The 16,612-nt window shown below is 67.7% G+C and carries 16 protein-coding genes; 9 read left to right on the top strand and 7 right to left on the bottom strand.

What is annotated here, in order from left to right; genetic code table 11:
- Positions 1-53: 53 nt before the first annotated feature.
- Together ACFQZV_RS00740 and ACFQZV_RS00735 are read left to right on the top strand one after the other, a co-directional pair.
- Entirely contained in the window at positions 54-1,685 is a 1,632-nt protein-coding gene (locus ACFQZV_RS00740) for a LuxR C-terminal-related transcriptional regulator (protein ID WP_378751283.1), read from the top strand.
- A gap of 203 nt (positions 1,686-1,888) precedes the next feature.
- Positions 1,889-3,274 (top strand): aldehyde dehydrogenase family protein, encoded by a 1,386-nt coding sequence (locus ACFQZV_RS00735; protein ID WP_378751281.1) that lies wholly within the window; start codon positions 1,889-1,891, stop codon positions 3,272-3,274.
- Between the two features lie 121 nt (positions 3,275-3,395).
- On the opposite strand, the gene ACFQZV_RS00730 is transcribed toward ACFQZV_RS00735, so the two are convergent.
- The 5 genes from ACFQZV_RS00730 to ACFQZV_RS00710 all read right to left on the bottom strand — a co-directional run bounded on the left by ACFQZV_RS00730 (position 3,396) and on the right by ACFQZV_RS00710 (position 7,196).
- The gene (locus ACFQZV_RS00730; RefSeq protein ID WP_378751279.1) at positions 3,396-3,722 is read right to left on the bottom strand and encodes a TraR/DksA family transcriptional regulator; all 327 of its coding nucleotides are present in this window, start codon (positions 3,720-3,722) and stop codon (positions 3,396-3,398) included.
- Positions 3,723-3,803: 81 nt separating this feature from the next.
- On the bottom strand, positions 3,804-3,953 hold the full coding sequence (locus tag ACFQZV_RS00725) for a hypothetical protein (RefSeq protein WP_378751277.1): 150 nt from the start codon (positions 3,951-3,953) through the stop codon (positions 3,804-3,806).
- Between the two features lie 92 nt (positions 3,954-4,045).
- On the bottom strand, positions 4,046-4,828 hold the full coding sequence (locus tag ACFQZV_RS00720) for a carbohydrate ABC transporter permease (protein WP_378751521.1): 783 nt from the start codon (positions 4,826-4,828) through the stop codon (positions 4,046-4,048).
- A 113-nt stretch (positions 4,829-4,941) separates the two neighbouring features.
- Positions 4,942-5,844, bottom strand: a complete 903-nt coding sequence (locus ACFQZV_RS00715) for a carbohydrate ABC transporter permease (protein ID WP_378751275.1) — start codon at positions 5,842-5,844, stop codon at positions 4,942-4,944.
- Between the two features lie 65 nt (positions 5,845-5,909).
- Positions 5,910-7,196 carry an ABC transporter substrate-binding protein gene (locus ACFQZV_RS00710; RefSeq protein WP_378751519.1) on the bottom strand — a complete coding sequence of 429 codons (1,287 nt, stop codon included), beginning with the start codon at positions 7,194-7,196 and terminating at the stop codon, positions 5,910-5,912.
- A 140-nt stretch (positions 7,197-7,336) separates the two neighbouring features.
- Between ACFQZV_RS00710 and ACFQZV_RS00705 the strand changes: the two genes are divergently transcribed.
- From ACFQZV_RS00705 to ACFQZV_RS00690, 4 genes are read left to right on the top strand one after another with little or no spacing between them, the layout of a single operon-like run.
- Positions 7,337-8,566, top strand: coding sequence for an ROK family transcriptional regulator (locus tag ACFQZV_RS00705; RefSeq protein ID WP_378751273.1), 1,230 nt, complete (start codon positions 7,337-7,339; stop codon positions 8,564-8,566).
- Positions 8,567-8,574: 8 nt separating this feature from the next.
- On the top strand, positions 8,575-9,633 hold the full coding sequence (locus ACFQZV_RS00700) for a substrate-binding domain-containing protein (RefSeq protein WP_378751271.1): 1,059 nt from the start codon (positions 8,575-8,577) through the stop codon (positions 9,631-9,633).
- Positions 9,630-10,394: an ATP-binding cassette domain-containing protein gene (locus tag ACFQZV_RS00695; protein WP_378751269.1), complete on the top strand. Its 765-nt coding sequence runs from the start codon at positions 9,630-9,632 to the stop codon at positions 10,392-10,394. Before ACFQZV_RS00700 ends, ACFQZV_RS00695 begins: the two co-directional genes overlap by 4 nt.
- Entirely contained in the window at positions 10,394-11,569 is a 1,176-nt protein-coding gene (locus tag ACFQZV_RS00690; RefSeq protein ID WP_378751267.1) for a sugar ABC transporter permease, read from the top strand. The genes ACFQZV_RS00695 and ACFQZV_RS00690 overlap by 1 nt, the downstream gene beginning before the upstream one ends.
- Before the next feature lie 77 nt (positions 11,570-11,646).
- Here the strand turns inward: ACFQZV_RS00690 and ACFQZV_RS00685 are convergent, their stop codons facing one another.
- The gene (locus ACFQZV_RS00685; RefSeq protein ID WP_378751265.1) at positions 11,647-12,102 is read right to left on the bottom strand and encodes an Lrp/AsnC family transcriptional regulator; all 456 of its coding nucleotides are present in this window, start codon (positions 12,100-12,102) and stop codon (positions 11,647-11,649) included.
- 163 nt (positions 12,103-12,265) lie between these two features.
- Between ACFQZV_RS00685 and pdhA the strand changes: the two genes are divergently transcribed.
- From pdhA to ACFQZV_RS00670, 3 genes are read left to right on the top strand one after another with little or no spacing between them, the layout of a single operon-like run.
- Positions 12,266-13,351, top strand: coding sequence for a pyruvate dehydrogenase (acetyl-transferring) E1 component subunit alpha (gene pdhA, locus ACFQZV_RS00680; RefSeq protein WP_378751263.1), 1,086 nt, complete (start codon positions 12,266-12,268; stop codon positions 13,349-13,351).
- A 1-nt stretch (position 13,352) separates the two neighbouring features.
- Complete coding sequence (locus ACFQZV_RS00675; RefSeq protein ID WP_378751261.1) at positions 13,353-14,372, top strand: alpha-ketoacid dehydrogenase subunit beta; 1,020 nt, start codon at positions 13,353-13,355, stop codon at positions 14,370-14,372.
- Positions 14,372-15,769, top strand: coding sequence for a dihydrolipoamide acetyltransferase family protein (locus tag ACFQZV_RS00670; protein WP_378783226.1), 1,398 nt, complete (start codon positions 14,372-14,374; stop codon positions 15,767-15,769). Before ACFQZV_RS00675 ends, ACFQZV_RS00670 begins: the two co-directional genes overlap by 1 nt.
- Before the next feature lie 37 nt (positions 15,770-15,806).
- On the opposite strand, the gene ACFQZV_RS00665 is transcribed toward ACFQZV_RS00670, so the two are convergent.
- Positions 15,807-16,595 (bottom strand): enoyl-CoA hydratase/isomerase family protein, encoded by a 789-nt coding sequence (locus tag ACFQZV_RS00665; RefSeq protein WP_378753998.1) that lies wholly within the window; start codon positions 16,593-16,595, stop codon positions 15,807-15,809.
- Positions 16,596-16,612: the final 17 nt, after the last annotated feature.

The following is a 16,612-nucleotide window of genomic DNA, read 5'->3' as shown; positions in this document are numbered from 1 at the left end:
CGGAGGGCTAATCTCGCAGCTCTTCACCGCCCGCGACGTCGCCCAGTGCGACCGTGGGGCATGTCGACGTCGGTGTATACGTCGTCTTGGCAGGGCGGGAGGCTGAGCAGGTGAGTCGCTGGGCATCACAATTGAACCAGGAGCCATCAGAGGCGTGCGCGGCATTGCGCGCAGCGGTCGAGGTCGAGTCGGTCGAAACGTTGCAGGGCGTGGTTGCACGTCATCTCTGGACGTTGCGGGACCAGTGCTTCGAGGAGCTCACCGACGCGATCCAACGCGTCCCGGGTCGCGAGCTCGACGACGCGCCGCTGCTGAAGCTCCTTCATCCCATGACGCCTGTGATCGCTGCGTCGAGCGCCCCGTTCGACACGAACACGCTGGCGTCGGTCGATGCGCCGAGTGCCGTCGCTCGTGACACCCTCGTGGCACTCCAAACGATTGCCGCCCAGTGGAGTGGTGACATGCGCGCATCCGCGACACACGCGGAGGAGCTGCGCCGACGGATCTACGAGGAGTCTGTGCCGGAACGAGCGCAACGCGGGAGCAACCTGTGGTTCCTGCACTACTGCCTGGCGTCTACGCTCGTGCTGACCGGAGACACGGCGGCCGGCGCGCGGGAGCTGGCGACCTCGCGGGTCGTCGCTCGGAAATCCGGCTCGACACAAGGCGAGCGCAGCTCGCTCGCGCGGCTTGCGCTCGTGGATGTGCTGCGTGGGAGTGTGCGCGAGGCTGGTGCGGCTCTGCGTGCAGCACGTGAGCTGGCGCCGTATGAAGGTGCGTACACCCTCGAAGGTGCGGGGACGGAGGCGGTCGCCGAAGTGCTCATCGCACTCGAGCGAGGGGAGGCCGTCGATCTGAGGCAGCTGGACGCTGTGGAGCCGACGGCGTTCACGTGGCCGTTCTTCACACTTGCCCGGGCGCGCTGCGCGCTCTTGGGCGGGCAGCCTGCGCAAGCGGTCGAAGCGGTCCGCGCCACGGTCGCGGCCCATCGCGTCCAAGACGGCACCCTGGCTGCGGACATCCTGGCCGCCATCTACATCGATGCGTTCCTCGGGCTGGGGAACGAGCGAGCTGCCGCCCGCGCAGGGCTCGTGGTCCGTGAGCCCGGTCCCACCGCGAAGACGGCACACGCGCGGTTGGCACTGGCTCGAGGGGATGTCGACGCGGCAGCGCGGTTGATCGAGGAGCTCTCGGGAGAGGCATGGGCTTGCCCGGCGCGCGAGCACGAGATCACGTGTCTGCTCGCGTGGGAGTCAGCCGCGCGCGGCGCGGTGGGGGCGGGCGTCGCCCGGCGGTTCGCCGCATTGGCCGATACGCCGACGGCGCGCCGCATCCTCGCGTCGACTCCGGCGTGGGTGGTGCAGGCCGTTGCGCAGGCGCTACCGGCACTGGCGCGGGACGACTTCGAGGCGCGGATCACCGGTCTCGTGTTCGCGGAAATCGGAAGGTCGACGGTCCATCTCACGGCGAGCGAGCAACGCGTGTTCGATGCCCTCTCACAGCACGAACGTGTCGCGGATCTCGCGTCGGCGTTGTTCCTCTCGCCCAACACCATCAAGACGCATCTCAGCTCCCTGTATCGAAAGCTTGGCGTTTCGTCTCGCCGCGAGGCGATCGCAGCGAGGCGCACGCTCGTGCGAGAAGAGATCGGCGCCGACCTGGCGGAGCCGCGCCGAGCCGGTTGAGCGCCCGCGGAACAGCGAGAGTCGGTCAGATTCGGAACCGATGACTCTCCTGGGCGACACGCGCACGACGCTGTGCCGTGCGCGCACGATCACTGCGGATGCCTGGTCTGCGGCATCCGCGCTTCTCTACGCTCGCGTCATCGAACGATGTCGTTCAGCCGACGAACGCGCGGCCGGCCACCTGCCGCGAAGGAGAGGACCCCATGACCATGACGGCTCCGACCACCGAGGGACGCCCGATCCCCGACGCCGCCACTCGCGAGATCATCGGATACGCGCCAGAGCACACCGTCGACGACCTCAATGCAGCCATCGACCGCGCCCGCGCCGCACAGCCCGCGTGGGCCGAGCTCGGTCACGAGGAACGCAGCCGTGTCCTTCATGCCATCGCCGATGACATCGACGCACACGCGGAAGAGCTCGCCACCCTGCTCTCCCGTGAGCAGGGCAAGCCGATGAACGGCCCGAACGCGCGGTTCGAGGTCGGGGCCTGCGTGACGTGGCTTCGCGCCGCGGCCGACACCCCCATCGAGCCCGAGGTCGTGTTCGAACACGAGGGATCGCGCGCCGAGGTGCACTATGACCCACTGGGTGTCGTGGGCGCGATCGGGCCGTGGAACTGGCCCATGATGATCAGCGTCTGGCAGATCGCGCCGTCGCTACGTATGGGCAACACGGTCGTCGCCAAGCCGAGCGAGTACACCCCGCTGTCCGTCCTCGCCCTCATCGACGTCTTCAACCGTCACCTGCCCGACGGGGTGCTGACGGGCGTTTCGGGCGGGCGCGAGGTGGGCGCCGCGATCGCCGCGCACACCGGGCTCGACAAGATCATGTTCACCGGGTCGACCGCGACCGGGCGCAAGATCGTCGAGTCTTCGGCCCACAACCTCGCTCGGCTGACGCTGGAACTCGGTGGCAACGATGCGGGCATCATTCTGCCGGGCACCGACATCGCCGCCATCGCAGAGGGTCTGTTCTGGGGGATCTTCCTCAATACCGGTCAGACATGTGCTTCGCTCAAGCGCCTCTACGTGCACGAATCGCAGTATGAAGAGGTCGTTCAGGCGCTCGCCGATCTCGCACGGGCGATGCCGATGGGCAATGGGCTCGACGAAGCCAACGTGCTCGGGCCGCTGCAGAACGAGAAGCAGTTCGACATCGTCTCGAACCTCGTCGAGGATGCCCGCCAGCGTGGCGCCCGCATCGTGACGGGCGGGCGGGCCGCGACCGAACTCGGACCTCTGTTCTACGAGACGACGATCGTCGCCGACATCAGCGACGGTGCCCCTCTCGTCGACGAAGAGCAGTTCGGACCGGTCGTGCCGATCATCCGCTACTCGACCGTCGACGAGGCCGTGAAGCTCGCCAACGCCTCATCACAGGGCCTCGGCGCCTCGGTGTGGGGGAAGGACCCCGACGAGGCCGCGCAGGTCGCGACCGGCGTGCAGGCGGGCACCGTCTGGATCAACCAGCACGGCGCGATCAACCCGCACGTGCCGTTCGGGGGCATCAAGGCCTCGGGCTACGGACAGGAATTCGGCGTCGCCGGCCTCAAGGCGGTCGCCGCACCCAAGGTCATCCAGCGCTGACACTCGCGCAGGTCACCCGCCCCGTCGCGGGTGGCCTGCGCGTGCTCGTGTCGACAGCGGCGTCAGGCTGCGCGGCGCACACGAGGCAAGGACCACACTCGCAGGCGCGACCAGCGCAGTATCACCCCGCGTCGACGCGCGACTGGCAGGGGACGCATGCGGCGGCGTGGGGGACTGCCTCCAGACGTGCTGGTGGGATCTCGGTGCCGCAGCGGATACACACGCCGTATGTACCGGCGTCGAGCCGGTTGAGCGCGGCGGTGATGGCGGAGACGGTCTGTCGGTTGGTCGTGACGGTCTGATAGGCGACCGGATCGATCGTGGGAAGCGCGTGCGGTGCGAGATCGGCGATGACGTCGAGGTGTGCTTGCAGCCGGGCCTCGAGATCGCGGCGTGCGCCCTCGAGATCCAGTGCCGGACGGACGTCGTCTGAGAGGGGAATGGCCATATCTGCTCCTATAAACAAGAAGCGCGCCGCAGATGCGACGCGCTGGGTGACCGGAACGGTTTCTTCGGAATGAAGAGGGATCTACGGTGCCGCAGCGCGCGCGACGGTTCGACCGCCGGCGACGACGAACAAGGGCGGCAGCACCTCGTGTCGGGCGCCCGCGATGTCCGCAGCGCACGTGATGAGCAAGGCGTCGGCGGGACGCGTTACGACGTGCGGGCGGGAGATCATGGCCCTCACCATAGCCCGTGCCGCAGAAAAGGCAAGCGTGGCACGCAATCCGAGCGTGGGGGCCGATCGACGCGACCCCCACGCTCCGGAAATCACCCCTTGACCGAGCCGGCCATCAAACCGCCGACGAAGTACTTTCCGAGAAGGATGTAAACGACCAGCGGCGGGAGAGAGGCCAGGAGTGCTCCCGCCATGGAGATGCCGTAGTCCTGCAACAGCGCGCCGTTGGCCAGGTTGTTGAGGGCCAGCGTCACAGGACCGTTCTGGCTCGACGAGAAGAACACCGCGAACAAGAAGTCGTTCCACGCGTTGGTGAACTGCCAGATGAGTACCACGACGAAGCTCGGCAACGAGATGGGGAGGATGATCGACCAGTAGGTGCGCAGCATCCCTGCGCCGTCCACGCGACCTGCTTCGATCAGCTCGGTCGGCACCGTCTGGTAGTAGTTGCGGAAGATCAACGTCGTGATCGGGATGCCGTAGATGATGTGCAGAAGGATCAGTGACGGCACTCCGCTGGGTACCCCGGCGCCCAGCATCAGCTCGAGCAGCGGGATCATCACTGCCTGGTAGGGGATGAACATGCCGAAGAGAATGAGCGTGAAGACGAGATTCGCGCCGCGGAAGCGCCAGAGCGAGAGCACATAGCCGTTCAGCGATCCGAGGAACGCCGAAATGATCGCCGAGGGGATCACGATCATGAAGGATCGCCCGATCGAGGGAGCGAGCGCGTTCCATGCGCCGATCCAGTTGTCGAGGATCCAGACTTCGGGAAGGTTCCACGCGCGCGCCGGCGAGGCATCGCCGGCGCCCTTGAAGCTGGTCACGAACAAGACGTAGACGGGGGTGAGCACGACCAGCACGAACAGGATCATCACAAGGAAACGGATGGTCCGCGCCGGGCGGAAACGGCTCTTGACTCGCGCGCGTGAGCGGTCCTCCGCGCGTGCGCTCTCAGATTCAGCCTGAGGTGCCGTGAGCGAGGTCGTCATCGCTTCTCCTGACGGTTCGTCCAGATGAGATAGGGGATCACGATCGCTGCGACGATGACGAGGAGGATCGTGCCCACGGCGGCCGCGTTGGCGTAGTCGAAGCTCGACTTGAACACGTACATGTCCACGGCCGGCACCTTGGTCTGGTAATTGGAGGGCTTGGAGATCGACATGATCAGGTCGAACGACTTCAGCGACATGTGCCCGATGATGATCAGCGCCGACAGCGCCACAGGGGACAGCTGCGGGAACAGCACCATGCGGTAGAGCTGCCACTCCGACGCCCCGTCCATCCGCGCTGCCTCACGAAGCTCCTCCGGGATGCCGCGGAAGCCGGCGAGGAACAGCGCCATCACGTAACCGCTCAGCTGCCAGATCGCCGGAAGCGCGATGGCCGCGATTCCCCATGTGACGTCGTTCCACCAGGGGTTCTGGAGGAAATCGAGTCCGATCATCTGAAACAGCCGGTTCAAGCCGCTGGCATTCTCGCCTTCGTTGGAGTTCAGCAGCCAGCGCCAGACCACACCGGAGGCGATGAACGAAACCGCCATCGGAAAGAGGTAGATCGCGCGGAAGAAACCCTCCCCGCGGCTGGGTCGGTCCATCAGCCAGGCCCACCCGAAACCGATGATCATGGTTCCGGCGAGGAACACCACCGTGAAGATCGCCAGATTGATCAGCGAGTGCTGGAAGTCGCTGCTCCCGAGCAGAGCGAAGTAGTTCTCGAACCACGTGACCGTCGTCGGCTCCTGACCGGTCGCCTGCGCGGCGGTGTGATTGTCGGTGATCGAGGTCTGGAAGTTGGCGGCGAGCAATCCGTAGACGAACACGCCGAGCAGGATCAGCGACGGTGCCAGGAGGAGGAGTGGCGGTCCTGCCGCCTTGAGACGTTTGAGCATCGGAGTCTTTCCCGGAAGTCAGCGCGGGCTGCCCGAGCACCGGTGCCCGGGCAGCCCGCGATGGATCAGCCGTTGACGGCCGCGGCGAGCTCGGCCTGGAACGTGGCGAGGTCAGATGCACCCGTGGTGAACTTGCTCGTCGCGTCCGAAACCTTGTTGAGCGTCGCAACCGGCGTGGCCGCACCATGTGCGAGCGAGGAAACGATCACGTCGCTTCCCCACGCCTCGATGGCCGACTGCTGGTACGGGCTGAAGTCGCTCGTGTCCGCGTCGGTGCGGGCCGGGATCGAGCCCTTCGCCTTGTTGAAGGCGGCTTGACCCTCGGCCGAACCGACCGTTTCAAGCCACGCCTTTGCTCCGTCCTCGTTCGGTGCGCCCACGGGCAGCGTGAACGAGTCTGCGAGGAAGTCGAAGACACCAGCCGTGCCCGGTACCGGGAAGTAGATGTAGTCGGTCGGCGAGCTCAGCCCGGCTTCGGCGAAGGCTGCCTCCGCCCAGTCCCCCATGACGTTGAACGCGGCCTGGCCATCGATGACCTGCTGCGTGGCGTCAGGCCAGTCCAGGCCGTCACGGTCGCTGTTGGTGTAGCTCATCAGCAGCTCGAACTCCTCGAGTGCCGTCGTCACCGACGAACCCTCCCAATCGGTCGAGCCATCCCAGAGGCCGTTGTACTCCTCGGCGCCGAGCGAAGAGAGCAAGACGGTCTCGAGCAGGTGAACTTGCGTCCACGTGGTGGCGATCGACAAGGGGGTCTTGCCGGTCTCTTGGACCGCGTCGAGCGCTACGATCCAGTCGTCGATGCTGTCGTACTCGGCTTCGGGGTCCAGGCCTGCTTCTTCGAGCACGGCGGGGTTGGCCCACACGACGTTCGCGCGGTGGATGTTCGAGGGCACCGAGTAGATCGCGCCGTCCACGGTGATTCGATCGATGAGGTCGGCGGGGAACGCATCTGTGAGACCGAACTCGTCGTACAGGTCCGAGACGTCCTGGATCTGCGCGGCGTCGATATAGTCCTGCAGCTCGGCGCCGGCGTGGGCCTGGAAGGTGTCGGGCGCGTCGCCAGCCTGCAGGCGCGACTGGAGGAGGTCCTTGGCCGCCGATCCGGCGCCACCGGCGACGGCGCCGTTGACGAATTCGAGATCAGGGTGCTGGGAATCGAAGACGCTCACCAGAGCGTCGAGTCCGGCCTTTTCGGAACCGGCCGCCCACCAGGTGAAGACCTCCACCTCGGGTCCGCTGCTTCCTCCGCCGTCGTTGCTCTCGTCGGTGGATCCACCAGAGCACGATGCCAAGCCGAGGGTGAGGGCAGCCGCGCCGGCGCCCAACGCCAAGAGTGTCCGCTTGCTACGAATGTTCATACCGTCTTCCTTGCCGATGTGATGCACGGTTCGCCGCGCCTGAGCGCGTCCGTGCGCTGCTGAACTCATCTAAGGTGGCTTCACGTCTTGAAGTCAAGACTTGAACTCAAGAAGGCGCAGAACGTGATCTTTGCGTGACTTTCGAAATTCAACCGTCGGCACCCGATAATCTCGACACCGTGCAGGACATCCATGCGGCGAAGGGGTCGCAGCAGTCACTTCGCGAGGCGAACCGCGCCCGCGTCGTGCGCGCTGTCCAGCAACATGGCTCGTTGACGCAGGTCGAACTCGCGGGCATCACGGGGCTCTCGCCGTCGTCCGTGTCCAACATCGTGACCGAACTCGCCGACGCGGGGGTGCTCGACACCACCCCTTCGATCCGCTCCGGCCGACGCGCGCGGATGGTCACCCTCGCTCGGTCGATCGGGGTCGTGGCCGGGATCGACGTCTCCGCCCGCGCCCTGCGCATCGCGTTGTCGGACACCGCGATGCGGGTGCTCGCCGAGGAGGTCCTGCCGCTCGCGCCGGATCATCGCGCGGACCTCAGCCTCCAGCGTGCCGCGAGCCTTCTCAACGAACTCGTGGAATCGGTCGATGCCGCCGGCGACGAACTCCTTGCCGTCGGTGTCGGGGTGCCTGCTCCGGTGGACGTTGCGGCCGGCACGATCTCGTCGTCGTCCCTGCTCCGTGGATGGGACGGCGCCCCCGTCGCAGACCTGCTGACCGCGCGGGTGCGCGTACCTGTCGTCGTCGACAACGACGCGAATCTCGGTGCCCTGGCCGAAGCGCGCTACGGCGCGGCGGTAGGGGCGGACCCGGTCGTCTTCGTGCGTGTCTCGCACACGATCGGGGCGGGGATCGTGCTCAGCGGGCGCGTCCTCCACGGGCGCCGTGGAACGGCTGGTGAGCTGGGCCACGTCATCGTCGATGAACAAGGTGCGGTCTGCCGATGCGGAAACCGCGGGTGTCTTGAGACGGTCGCCGGGTCAGCGGCAATGCTCCACCTTCTCCAGGCCAGCCACGGACACCTCACGCTCGAAGACGCCGTCACGCGGGCGATCGATGGGGATGCCGGATGCCGGCGCGCCATCGCGGACACCGGCCGCGCCCTCGGTGCCGCTGTGGCGAACATGTGCAACGTCCTCGATCCGGAGATCGTCGTGGTCGGCGGTGAGGTGGCGCGCGCCGACCACCTCCTCCTCGATCCACTGCGGGATGCCGTCGACCGACACACGATGCGGTCGCCCGCCGGATCGCCGGCCGTGGTCGCGGCGGAGTTCGGCGAGCAGGCGGGCCTTCGCGGCGCTTTGGCGGCCGCCCTGGACCGGGCGCGCGAACTCGGTGCGTTGGGGGTGGCCTCATGATCCGACGCGTGCTGCGTACGATCGCCGCCGCGATCGTGGTGTCGGTCGCGCTCGCCGCGTGTGCGCCCGCGGAGCCGTCGGCACCGGCGGGAGTGATCGGGCTCCTGCTCCCCGAAGCGGGGGTCGCGCGCTACGAGACATCCGACCGGCCTGCGTTCGAAGCCGTCGTCGAGAAGCGATGCCCCGAGTGTGACCTGCTCTATGCCAATGCCGGGTCCAGCGCCGCACGTCAGCAGGAGCAGGCCGAGGCGATGCTGGCGCGCGGAGCGGAGGTTCTGGTCCTCGACGCGGTGGATACCGTCGCCGCCGAGAGCATCGTCGCCTCCGCCACCCGGCACGGCGCTGACGTCATCGCCTACGACCGGTTCATCGACTCGCCCGACGTCGCGGCGTACGTGTCCTTCGACTCCGAACTGATCGGTCGGCTGCAGACAGACGCGGTATTGGCCGCTCTCGATGCCGGCGTCGGCCGGCCTCCCGGTCTCCTCCTCGTCCATGGATCCGCGACGGACCCGAATGCCGCCGACCTCCGTGCCGGCGTCCACAGGGCGCTTGCCGATGCCGACGTCGAGATACTGGGCGAATTCGACGCGCCGGCGTGGAGCGCGACCGCTGCGCAAGAGTGGGTATCCGGTCAGCTGACCCAATACCCGGGAAGGGTCGCCGGAGTCGTCGCAGCGAACGATGCGCTCGCCGGTGGTGCGATCGCCGCGCTCAAGGCGGCCGGGGTCGACGAGCCCGTTCCGGTGTCGGGGCAGGACGGTGAACTGTCGGCCATTCAGCGCATCGTCGCGGGTGACCAACTCATGACGGTCGCGAAGGCCACGGATGACCAAGCCCGCACCGCGGCGGAGTTGGCCGTTCGTTTCTTGCGGGGAGAAACGCCGGCAGCGCCCGGGACGACGCAGGGGATACCGAGCTTCCTGCTCGCGCCGACGGTCGTCTGGCAGGACGACATCTCGCGTGTCATCGTCCGCGGTCGTGTGCACTCGGTTGCCGAGATCTGTGCGCCGGCCTATGTGGACGCGTGCGTGGGCGTCGGCCTCATCGAAGGGGAAGCAGAATGACGACGGTGGTGACATTCGCGGGCGTATCGAAGAGCTTCGGTGCGGCTCAAGCGTTGATCGATGTCGACCTTCAGATCAACGCGGGGGAGGTCCTCGCCCTCGTCGGCGACAACGGCGCCGGAAAGTCGACCCTCATGGGGATCGCGTCCGGTGCGATGGCCCCCACCAGTGGTGTCGTGCGCGTGGACGGGGCGCCACAACGGTTCTCCTCTCCGGCCGATGCGCGTCGCCAGGGAATCGTCGCCTCACCCCAGGGAATCGCGCTCTGCGACAATCTCGACGTCGTCAAGAATCTCTACCTCGGCCACGAGGAAACCAACTTCGGCATCCTCGACGAACCCGAGATGGAACGCGGAGCAAGGCAGGCGTTGGAGAGTCTGGCGGCGCGCATTCCCGATGTCCGTGTGCCGGTGCACGCGCTCTCGGGTGGACAACGTCGTAGCGTCGCCATCGCCCGAAGCCTCTTGGGGAATCCACGGGTACTCCTTCTGGACGAGCCGACGAACGCTCTCGGCGTCCGTCAGACCGCTCAGATCCTCACCCTGATCGGCCGGCTCCGGGCACGCGGGCTGGCCGTGGTGTTGGCGAGCCACTCCATCACGGACGTCCTGGCCGTGGCAGACCGCATCGTGGCGCTGCGGCTGGGCAGGATCGTCGCGGAGTACGACGCCGCACAGACCAACGCGGAGGAGCTGCTCGCGGCGATCACCGGAGCGACCGCGCCGGCGGCGGGCGTGACGGAGTGGGGAGGCGGTGGGTGATGTTCAGAGATCTCTGGAGGCGCGTCCGCGACCGCGAGCGGACCCTCATCCCGCTCATCGTCGCATTGGCGGTCATCTGGTTGATATTGGGTGCCGTGTCGCCGACTTTCTGGACGGCTGAGAACCTGGTGAACCTGTCATTGCAGTCGGTGTCCACGGGAGTCATCGCGCTGGGCGTCGTGCTGGTGTTGCTGATCGGACAGATCGATCTGTCGGTCGGGGCGGTGAGCGGACTCGCTGCAGCGATCGTCGCCGTGAGCGCCATGTCGCTGGGCTGGCATCTCGCGGTCTCCGTCGTCGTCGCCCTCGCCGTGGGCGCGGCCATCGGAGCCGTCTACGGGGTGTTGATCGCGCGGGTCGGCCTGCCGGGATTCGTGCTCACGCTGGCCGGGCTCCTTGTGGCCACCGGTGTGCAGTGGCAGATCCTCGGGCCGGTGGGTTCGGTCAACCTGCCCTACGATTCCTGGCTCGTCGTGTTCACCCAGACCGCGTTCGTGCCCACCTGGCTGGCGTGGGTGTTCGTCGCGGTCGCCGTCGCAACGACGCTCGTCGTGCGGATCGTCGCGCGGAGGCGGCGCATCGCCCGCGACCTCGTCCCCGAGTCGATCGCCGCCATCGCCGGTCGCACCCTGCTCGTGGCGCTCGTGCTTGCGCTGCCCGTGGCCTACCTCTCGCAGGAGCGCGGCGTGGGCTGGAGCCTTGTCCTCTTCATCGTCCTTGTCTGGACTGTCGACATTGCACTGCGCCGTACGCGTTGGGGCCGCGGGATCCGTGCGATCGGTGGCAACAGGGCGGCTGCGCGGCTGGCGGGGATTCCCGTCCGGCGGATCGTCGTGACGGCGTTCATCATTTGTTCCACACTCGCCGCGCTCGGCGGGGTTCTTGCTGCGGGGCGCCTGGCCGCGGCGAATCAAAGCACGGGCGGTGGTGAACTCTTCCTCATCGCCATCGCCGCGGCCGTCGTCGGCGGGACCAGCCTGTACGGCGGACACGGCAGTGCCTGGTCTGCGCTCGTGGGAATCCTGGTGATTCAGTCGATCGCCAACGGGCTGACCCTGATGGACCTGGATGCGTCGGTACGCAGCATCGTGACCGGCGCGGTCTTGGTGCTGGCTGTCGTGATCGACACGATCCTGAGACGCCCACGCAACCCGTTCGCCGGCGAAGTGGTGTGACGTCGTCGACGGAGGTCGAGTCTGCGACGTGAAGGGTCTCGCTACTCTTGCCACAGAAACGGCATGCGTGTGGGCGGTCAGTCTGCGCCACGTCGGCCGGTGACCGCGTCGAGGTCTTCGAAGATCGGGAACGTGCGGGAGGATCGCACGCCGGGAAAGGCCTGGATCTCTTCGAGCACGATACGGCGCAGATCGCGGTTGTCCCGCGCGCGCACCAGGACGAGCACGTCGAAGTCGCCGCCGACGAGGGCGACGTGCTCCACCTCGGGCATCGCGAGGAGGCCCGATCGTATGTGTTGCCAGTCCGACTGGTCGACCGACAGTGCGACGTACGCGGACGCGTGGAAACCCTCGCGTACGGGGTCGGTGCGCAGGCCGTAGCCGACGATCACTCCGTCGTCGGTCAACCGCCGCAACCGGGCGTAGGCGTTCGCGCGCGAAATGCTCACGCGCTGTGCGAGCGCGTTGACCGAGGTGCGGGCATCTTGTCGGAGCACATCGAGGATCGCGCGGTCGATCGTGTCGAGACCCATGGTGCTCCCGGTGGTCGAAGCGTGTGTCGAAGGTGAGAGACATATTGTCACGATGAGTGGTCATTCAACAGATCACGTCTCAGAATGCGTGGAAACAGTATCGAAACGTCGCCGAATCGCGCACAGTTGAGAGAGTTCCGTCCACCGACGAAGGCTTTCAGCAATGACGCTCGAATCCGACCTGTTGCCACACCCCGATCCCGTGCAGCTGATCGACCCGGCCGGCCGCGCCGTGACCGCCGACGGGTATGCGCTACCTCCCGTCGAGGCTCTGCGTGACGGATACGCGGCGCTCGTGCGCGGGCGGCGCATCAACGAGCAGTGCAATGCTCTCGTGCGTCAGGGGCGTCTGGCCGTCTACCCGTCGTCGCACGGGCAAGAAGCATGTCAGGTCGCCGCAGCTCTCGTCCTGGGCGAGAGCGACTGGGTGTTTCCGACCTACCGCGACTCGGTCACCGTCATCAGCCGCGGGGTCAGCCCCGCCGACGCACTCGTCCTCTTGAAGGGTGACTGGCACTCCGGGTACGACCCGCACGAAAACCACGTCGCCCCGCAGGCGACCCCCTTGGCGACTCAGCTGCTCCATGCCGTCGGGTTCGCGCACGCGGCGAAACTCCGCGGTGAGGACACCGTCGTGCTGGCGATGTGCGGCGATGGAGCGACGAGCGAGGGAGACTTCCACGAAGCGATGAACTTCGCCGCGGTCTTCGGACTCGCCGTCATCTTCTTCGTGCAGAACAACGAGTTCGCCATCTCGGTTCCGCTCTCACGGCAGACCGCCGCGCCGTCGCTCGCGCACAAGGCGATCGGGTATGGAATGCCCGGGCGCCGCGTCGACGGCAACGACCTCGCCGCGGTGCTCGCGGTGCTCGGTGAAGCCGTCGAGCGTGCGCGTGCCGGCGGCGGGCCCTCGCTCGTCGAGGCCCACACCTACCGCATGCAGGCGCACACCAACGCCGACGACGACACGCGCTACCGAGAGCGTGACGAAGTGCAGGCGTGGGTCGCACGCGATCCGCTCACGCGGATGCGGGACTACCTGGCAGGTGTCGGTGCGCTCGACTCCGAGACCGAAGAGGCGTTCGCCGCGGACGCCGAAGAAGTTGCCTCCGCTCTGCGCGCCGCGATGAACACGGATGCCACACCCGACCCGCGTGATCTGTTCGCGCACGTCTATTCCGAGCCGACCTCGCAGCTCGTCCGACAGCGAGACCTCGTGCTGTCGGAGATCGCCCGTGAGGAGGCATGAGATGACCCTCGTCGACGACACCCCCACCGCCACCGAACCTCGGGTGGTCACGCTCACGATGGCCGCCGCGCTGAACCGCGCCCTGGCAGACGAACTCGCTTCCGACCCGTCGGTGCTGGTCTTCGGTGAAGACGTCGGAGCGCTCGGTGGGGTGTTCCGCATCACCGATGGGCTCACCGCGCGCTTCGGCGAAGAGCGCTGCTTCGACACGCCTTTGGCCGAATCCGGCATCGTGGGCACCGCCGTCGGCATGGCGATGAACGGCATGCGACCGGTCGTCGAGATGCAGTTCGACGGGTTCGCCTACCCGGCGTTCGAGCAGATCGTGAGCCACGTCGCCAAGCTCTCGAACCGCACGCACGGGGCGATACGGATGCCGATGGTCATCCGCATCCCCTTCGGCGGCGGGATCGGCGGGGTCGAACACCACTGCGACTCATCCGAGGCCTACTATGCCCACACCCCGGGACTCACCGTCGTGACGCCCTCCACACCGCAGGACGCCTACAGTCTGCTGCGCGCCGCGATCCGGCATCCCGACCCTGTGGTGTTCCTCGAACCGAAGAAGATGTACTGGTCGAAGGGCGAGGTCGATCTGGACCGCACGACCGAGATCGGCCGAGCCCGCATCGCCCGAGAGGGCACGGACGCGACGATCATCACGTACGGGTCGTCGGTCGCGGTGGCCCTGGACGCCGCTGCGGTCGCCGAGGCCGAGGGGCGGAGTATCCAGGTGGTCGATGTCGTGAGCCTCGCGCCGTGCGATGACGAGACGATCATGGCGGCGGTGCGCTCGACCGGCCGCGCCGTCGTCGTCGCGGAAGCACCCGGGTACGTCTCGGTGGCCTCCGAGCTGTCGGCACGCATCGGCGAACAGTGCTTCGAATACCTCGAAGCTCCCGTGCGACGCGTGACGGGCCTTGACGTGCCCTACGCCCCGCCGAAGCTCGAGCACTATTACCTGCCCGACGTCGACCGTATCCTCGACGCGGTCGACACGCTCAACTGGGAGGACGACTGATGTCGGCGATCTTCCGTCTGCCCGACCTCGGTGAAGGGCTCACCGAGGCGGAACTCGTCCAGTGGCTGGTCGCCGTCGGCGACACCATCCGCATCGACCAGGCGGTCGCCGAAGTCGAGACCGCCAAGAGCGTCGTCGAGTTGCCGTCGCCATTCGCGGGAACCGTCCGCGCACTCCACGGCACGAGCGGCGACATGCTCGTCGTCGGCGAGCCCGTCATCGAGATCGACGACGGGTCCGAGGCCCCCGCGCCCGACGAACCGGATCCCGCAGCCACCGGCGACGACGTTGAACTCGAGGCGCATCGTGCCGAGGAACAGGCCGGCTCGGGCAACGTGCTCATCGGCTACGGCACGTCGCAGTCGCGCGGCGCGGCGCGCCGCCGCCCGCGCGCCGCGAAGACAGGGGCGGCGCTGGCCCCCGCCTCGCCGAACGAGCCCGCGTCCGCGCCCGCGCCAGGGTCGAGCGTGATCGCCGCCTCCCCGCCCCCCGCGCCGAGCTCCCGTGTGCGGGTGCGTTCGCCGCAGTTGCGCCGCGTCGCACGCGACCTGGGGGTCGATCTGTCGACGGTCGTTCCCACGGGCGCCGGCGACACGGTGACCCGCGCCGACATCCTCCGCGCGGCCGGCGGTCCCGCGGGCGGTGCGTCCGTCGCCGCCTCGTCGACGACAGCGGCCCCCGCGGCAACGGCATCCGTCGATCCCGTCGAGATTGGACGGGAACGGCTCGGGATGCTCCGGCGCACCGTGTCGGCCACACTCACGCGCAGTCGCACCGAGATCCCCGAAGCCACCGTGTGGGTCGACGTCGACGCGACACGTCTGTGGGAGCTACGTCCGGAGTTGGCACCGGCGGGGGAGCGACCGCCGTCACTCACGGCCCTCCTCGCCCGGTACACGCTGCTCGCGCTCGCCGAGTATCCGCTCCTCGCGTCGCGGCTGAGTGATGACGGCACCGAGATCATCCGGTACGCGGGCGTCAACCTCGGCATCGCCGCCGACACCGAGCGGGGACTCTTGGTTCCCGTCGTGCCCCGTGCCGACGAACTGTCCATCGCCGAGCTGGACGTGCGCCTCCGTGACCTCGCGGCCGACGCGCGCGGCGGCAGCCTGCCGCCCGAGAAGCTGCGCGGTTCGACGTTCACGCTCAACAACTACGGCTCGCTCGGCGTCGACGGGTCCGCCGCGATCATCAACCACCCCGAGGTCGCGATCCTCGGGGTCGGACGCATGATCGAACGCCCCTGGGTCGTCGACGGTGTCATGATGCCCCGTCGCATCGTCACGCTCTCGCTCGTGTTCGACCACCGCATCTGCGACGGCGGATACGCCGCCGGGTTCCTTCGTCACATCGTCGGCGCGATCGAGAACCCGCTCTCGCACTACTCCCGCCTGTGAGTTCGCGTCCGGCCGGAAAGGCTCGGCGGGCGCGTGCTCAGGCGCGGCCGGTGAAGACGGGGCGACGCTTCTCCTTGAACGCAGCGAACCCCTCACGGTAGTCCGGCGTCTCGCACAGAGCCGCCTGCGCCCGGTTCTCTTCGGCCATCGATGCCCACAGCCCCAGCCGCTCGTCACGCAGCGCAGCGACGAGGCGCTTGGATGCCGCGAACGCCTGCGTGGCACCCTGAGCGGCCGTACGGGCTGCCGAGCGCGCGGCATCCGTCACCTCGTCTGCGGGGAAGACGCGCGAGAAGAGCCCCGCGGCGACCGCTTCGTCTCCGGACATCAGACGCCCGGTGACGATGAGGTCCATCGTGCGGTGTGCGCCGAGGCGCTCGACGAACAGCGCATGACCGCCCGAGTCGAGCGTCGCGCCGAGATTCGCGAAGGGTGAGCCGATCTTTGCCGAATCGGCGACGTAGACGATGTCACTCGCGATGAGAAGTCCCAGGCCGACGCCCAGACACGCGCCGTGCGCCACGGCGAACGTCGGCACTGGAACCGCCGCCATCCGCTGCAAGAGCGGCTCGACGAGCCCGCCGAGGTATCCGATCACATCGTCGTCGCGCGGGTCGACGCCCGAGATGTCACGACCTGCGCAGAAGGCGCGACCCTCACCGCGTAGCAGCACGGCCCGAACGTCGCCGGTCGCGGCGAGGCGTTCGACTTCGCCGAAGGCATCGGAGAGTCCGGCCAGCGCGTCTTCGTCGAGCGCGTTCAGCTTGTCGGGCGCGTCGAGCACGATCTCGGCGACAGCGCCCTCCACGGTGAAAGTGATCGCCATGGGATCTCCTGATCTCT

Source organism: Microbacterium koreense (assembly GCF_042677105.1).
In the GTDB taxonomy this organism is placed as follows: Bacteria; Actinomycetota; Actinomycetes; order Actinomycetales; family Microbacteriaceae; genus Microbacterium; species Microbacterium koreense.
This window is presented reverse-complemented; position numbering and strand designations above follow the sequence as displayed.

Coding starts and splice junctions, on each gene's coding strand:
- ACFQZV_RS00725 (WP_378751277.1), bottom strand. CDS start 3,953: ATGATCTCCCGCCCGCACGTCGTAACGCGTCCCGCCGACGCCTTGCTC.
- ACFQZV_RS00695 (WP_378751269.1), top strand. CDS start 9,630: ATGACGACGGTGGTGACATTCGCGGGCGTATCGAAGAGCTTCGGTGCG.
- ACFQZV_RS00720 (WP_378751521.1), bottom strand. CDS start 4,828: ATGATCCTGTTCGTGCTGGTCGTGCTCACCCCCGTCTACGTCTTGTTC.
- ACFQZV_RS00735 (WP_378751281.1), top strand. CDS start 1,889: ATGACCATGACGGCTCCGACCACCGAGGGACGCCCGATCCCCGACGCC.
- ACFQZV_RS00730 (WP_378751279.1), bottom strand. CDS start 3,722: ATGGCCATTCCCCTCTCAGACGACGTCCGTCCGGCACTGGATCTCGAG.
- ACFQZV_RS00675 (WP_378751261.1), top strand. CDS start 13,353: ATGACCCTCGTCGACGACACCCCCACCGCCACCGAACCTCGGGTGGTC.
- pdhA (WP_378751263.1), top strand. CDS start 12,266: ATGACGCTCGAATCCGACCTGTTGCCACACCCCGATCCCGTGCAGCTG.
- ACFQZV_RS00670 (WP_378783226.1), top strand. CDS start 14,372: ATGTCGGCGATCTTCCGTCTGCCCGACCTCGGTGAAGGGCTCACCGAG.
- ACFQZV_RS00715 (WP_378751275.1), bottom strand. CDS start 5,844: ATGCTCAAACGTCTCAAGGCGGCAGGACCGCCACTCCTCCTCCTGGCA.
- ACFQZV_RS00690 (WP_378751267.1), top strand. CDS start 10,394: ATGTTCAGAGATCTCTGGAGGCGCGTCCGCGACCGCGAGCGGACCCTC.
- ACFQZV_RS00665 (WP_378753998.1), bottom strand. CDS start 16,595: ATGGCGATCACTTTCACCGTGGAGGGCGCTGTCGCCGAGATCGTGCTC.
- ACFQZV_RS00685 (WP_378751265.1), bottom strand. CDS start 12,102: ATGGGTCTCGACACGATCGACCGCGCGATCCTCGATGTGCTCCGACAA.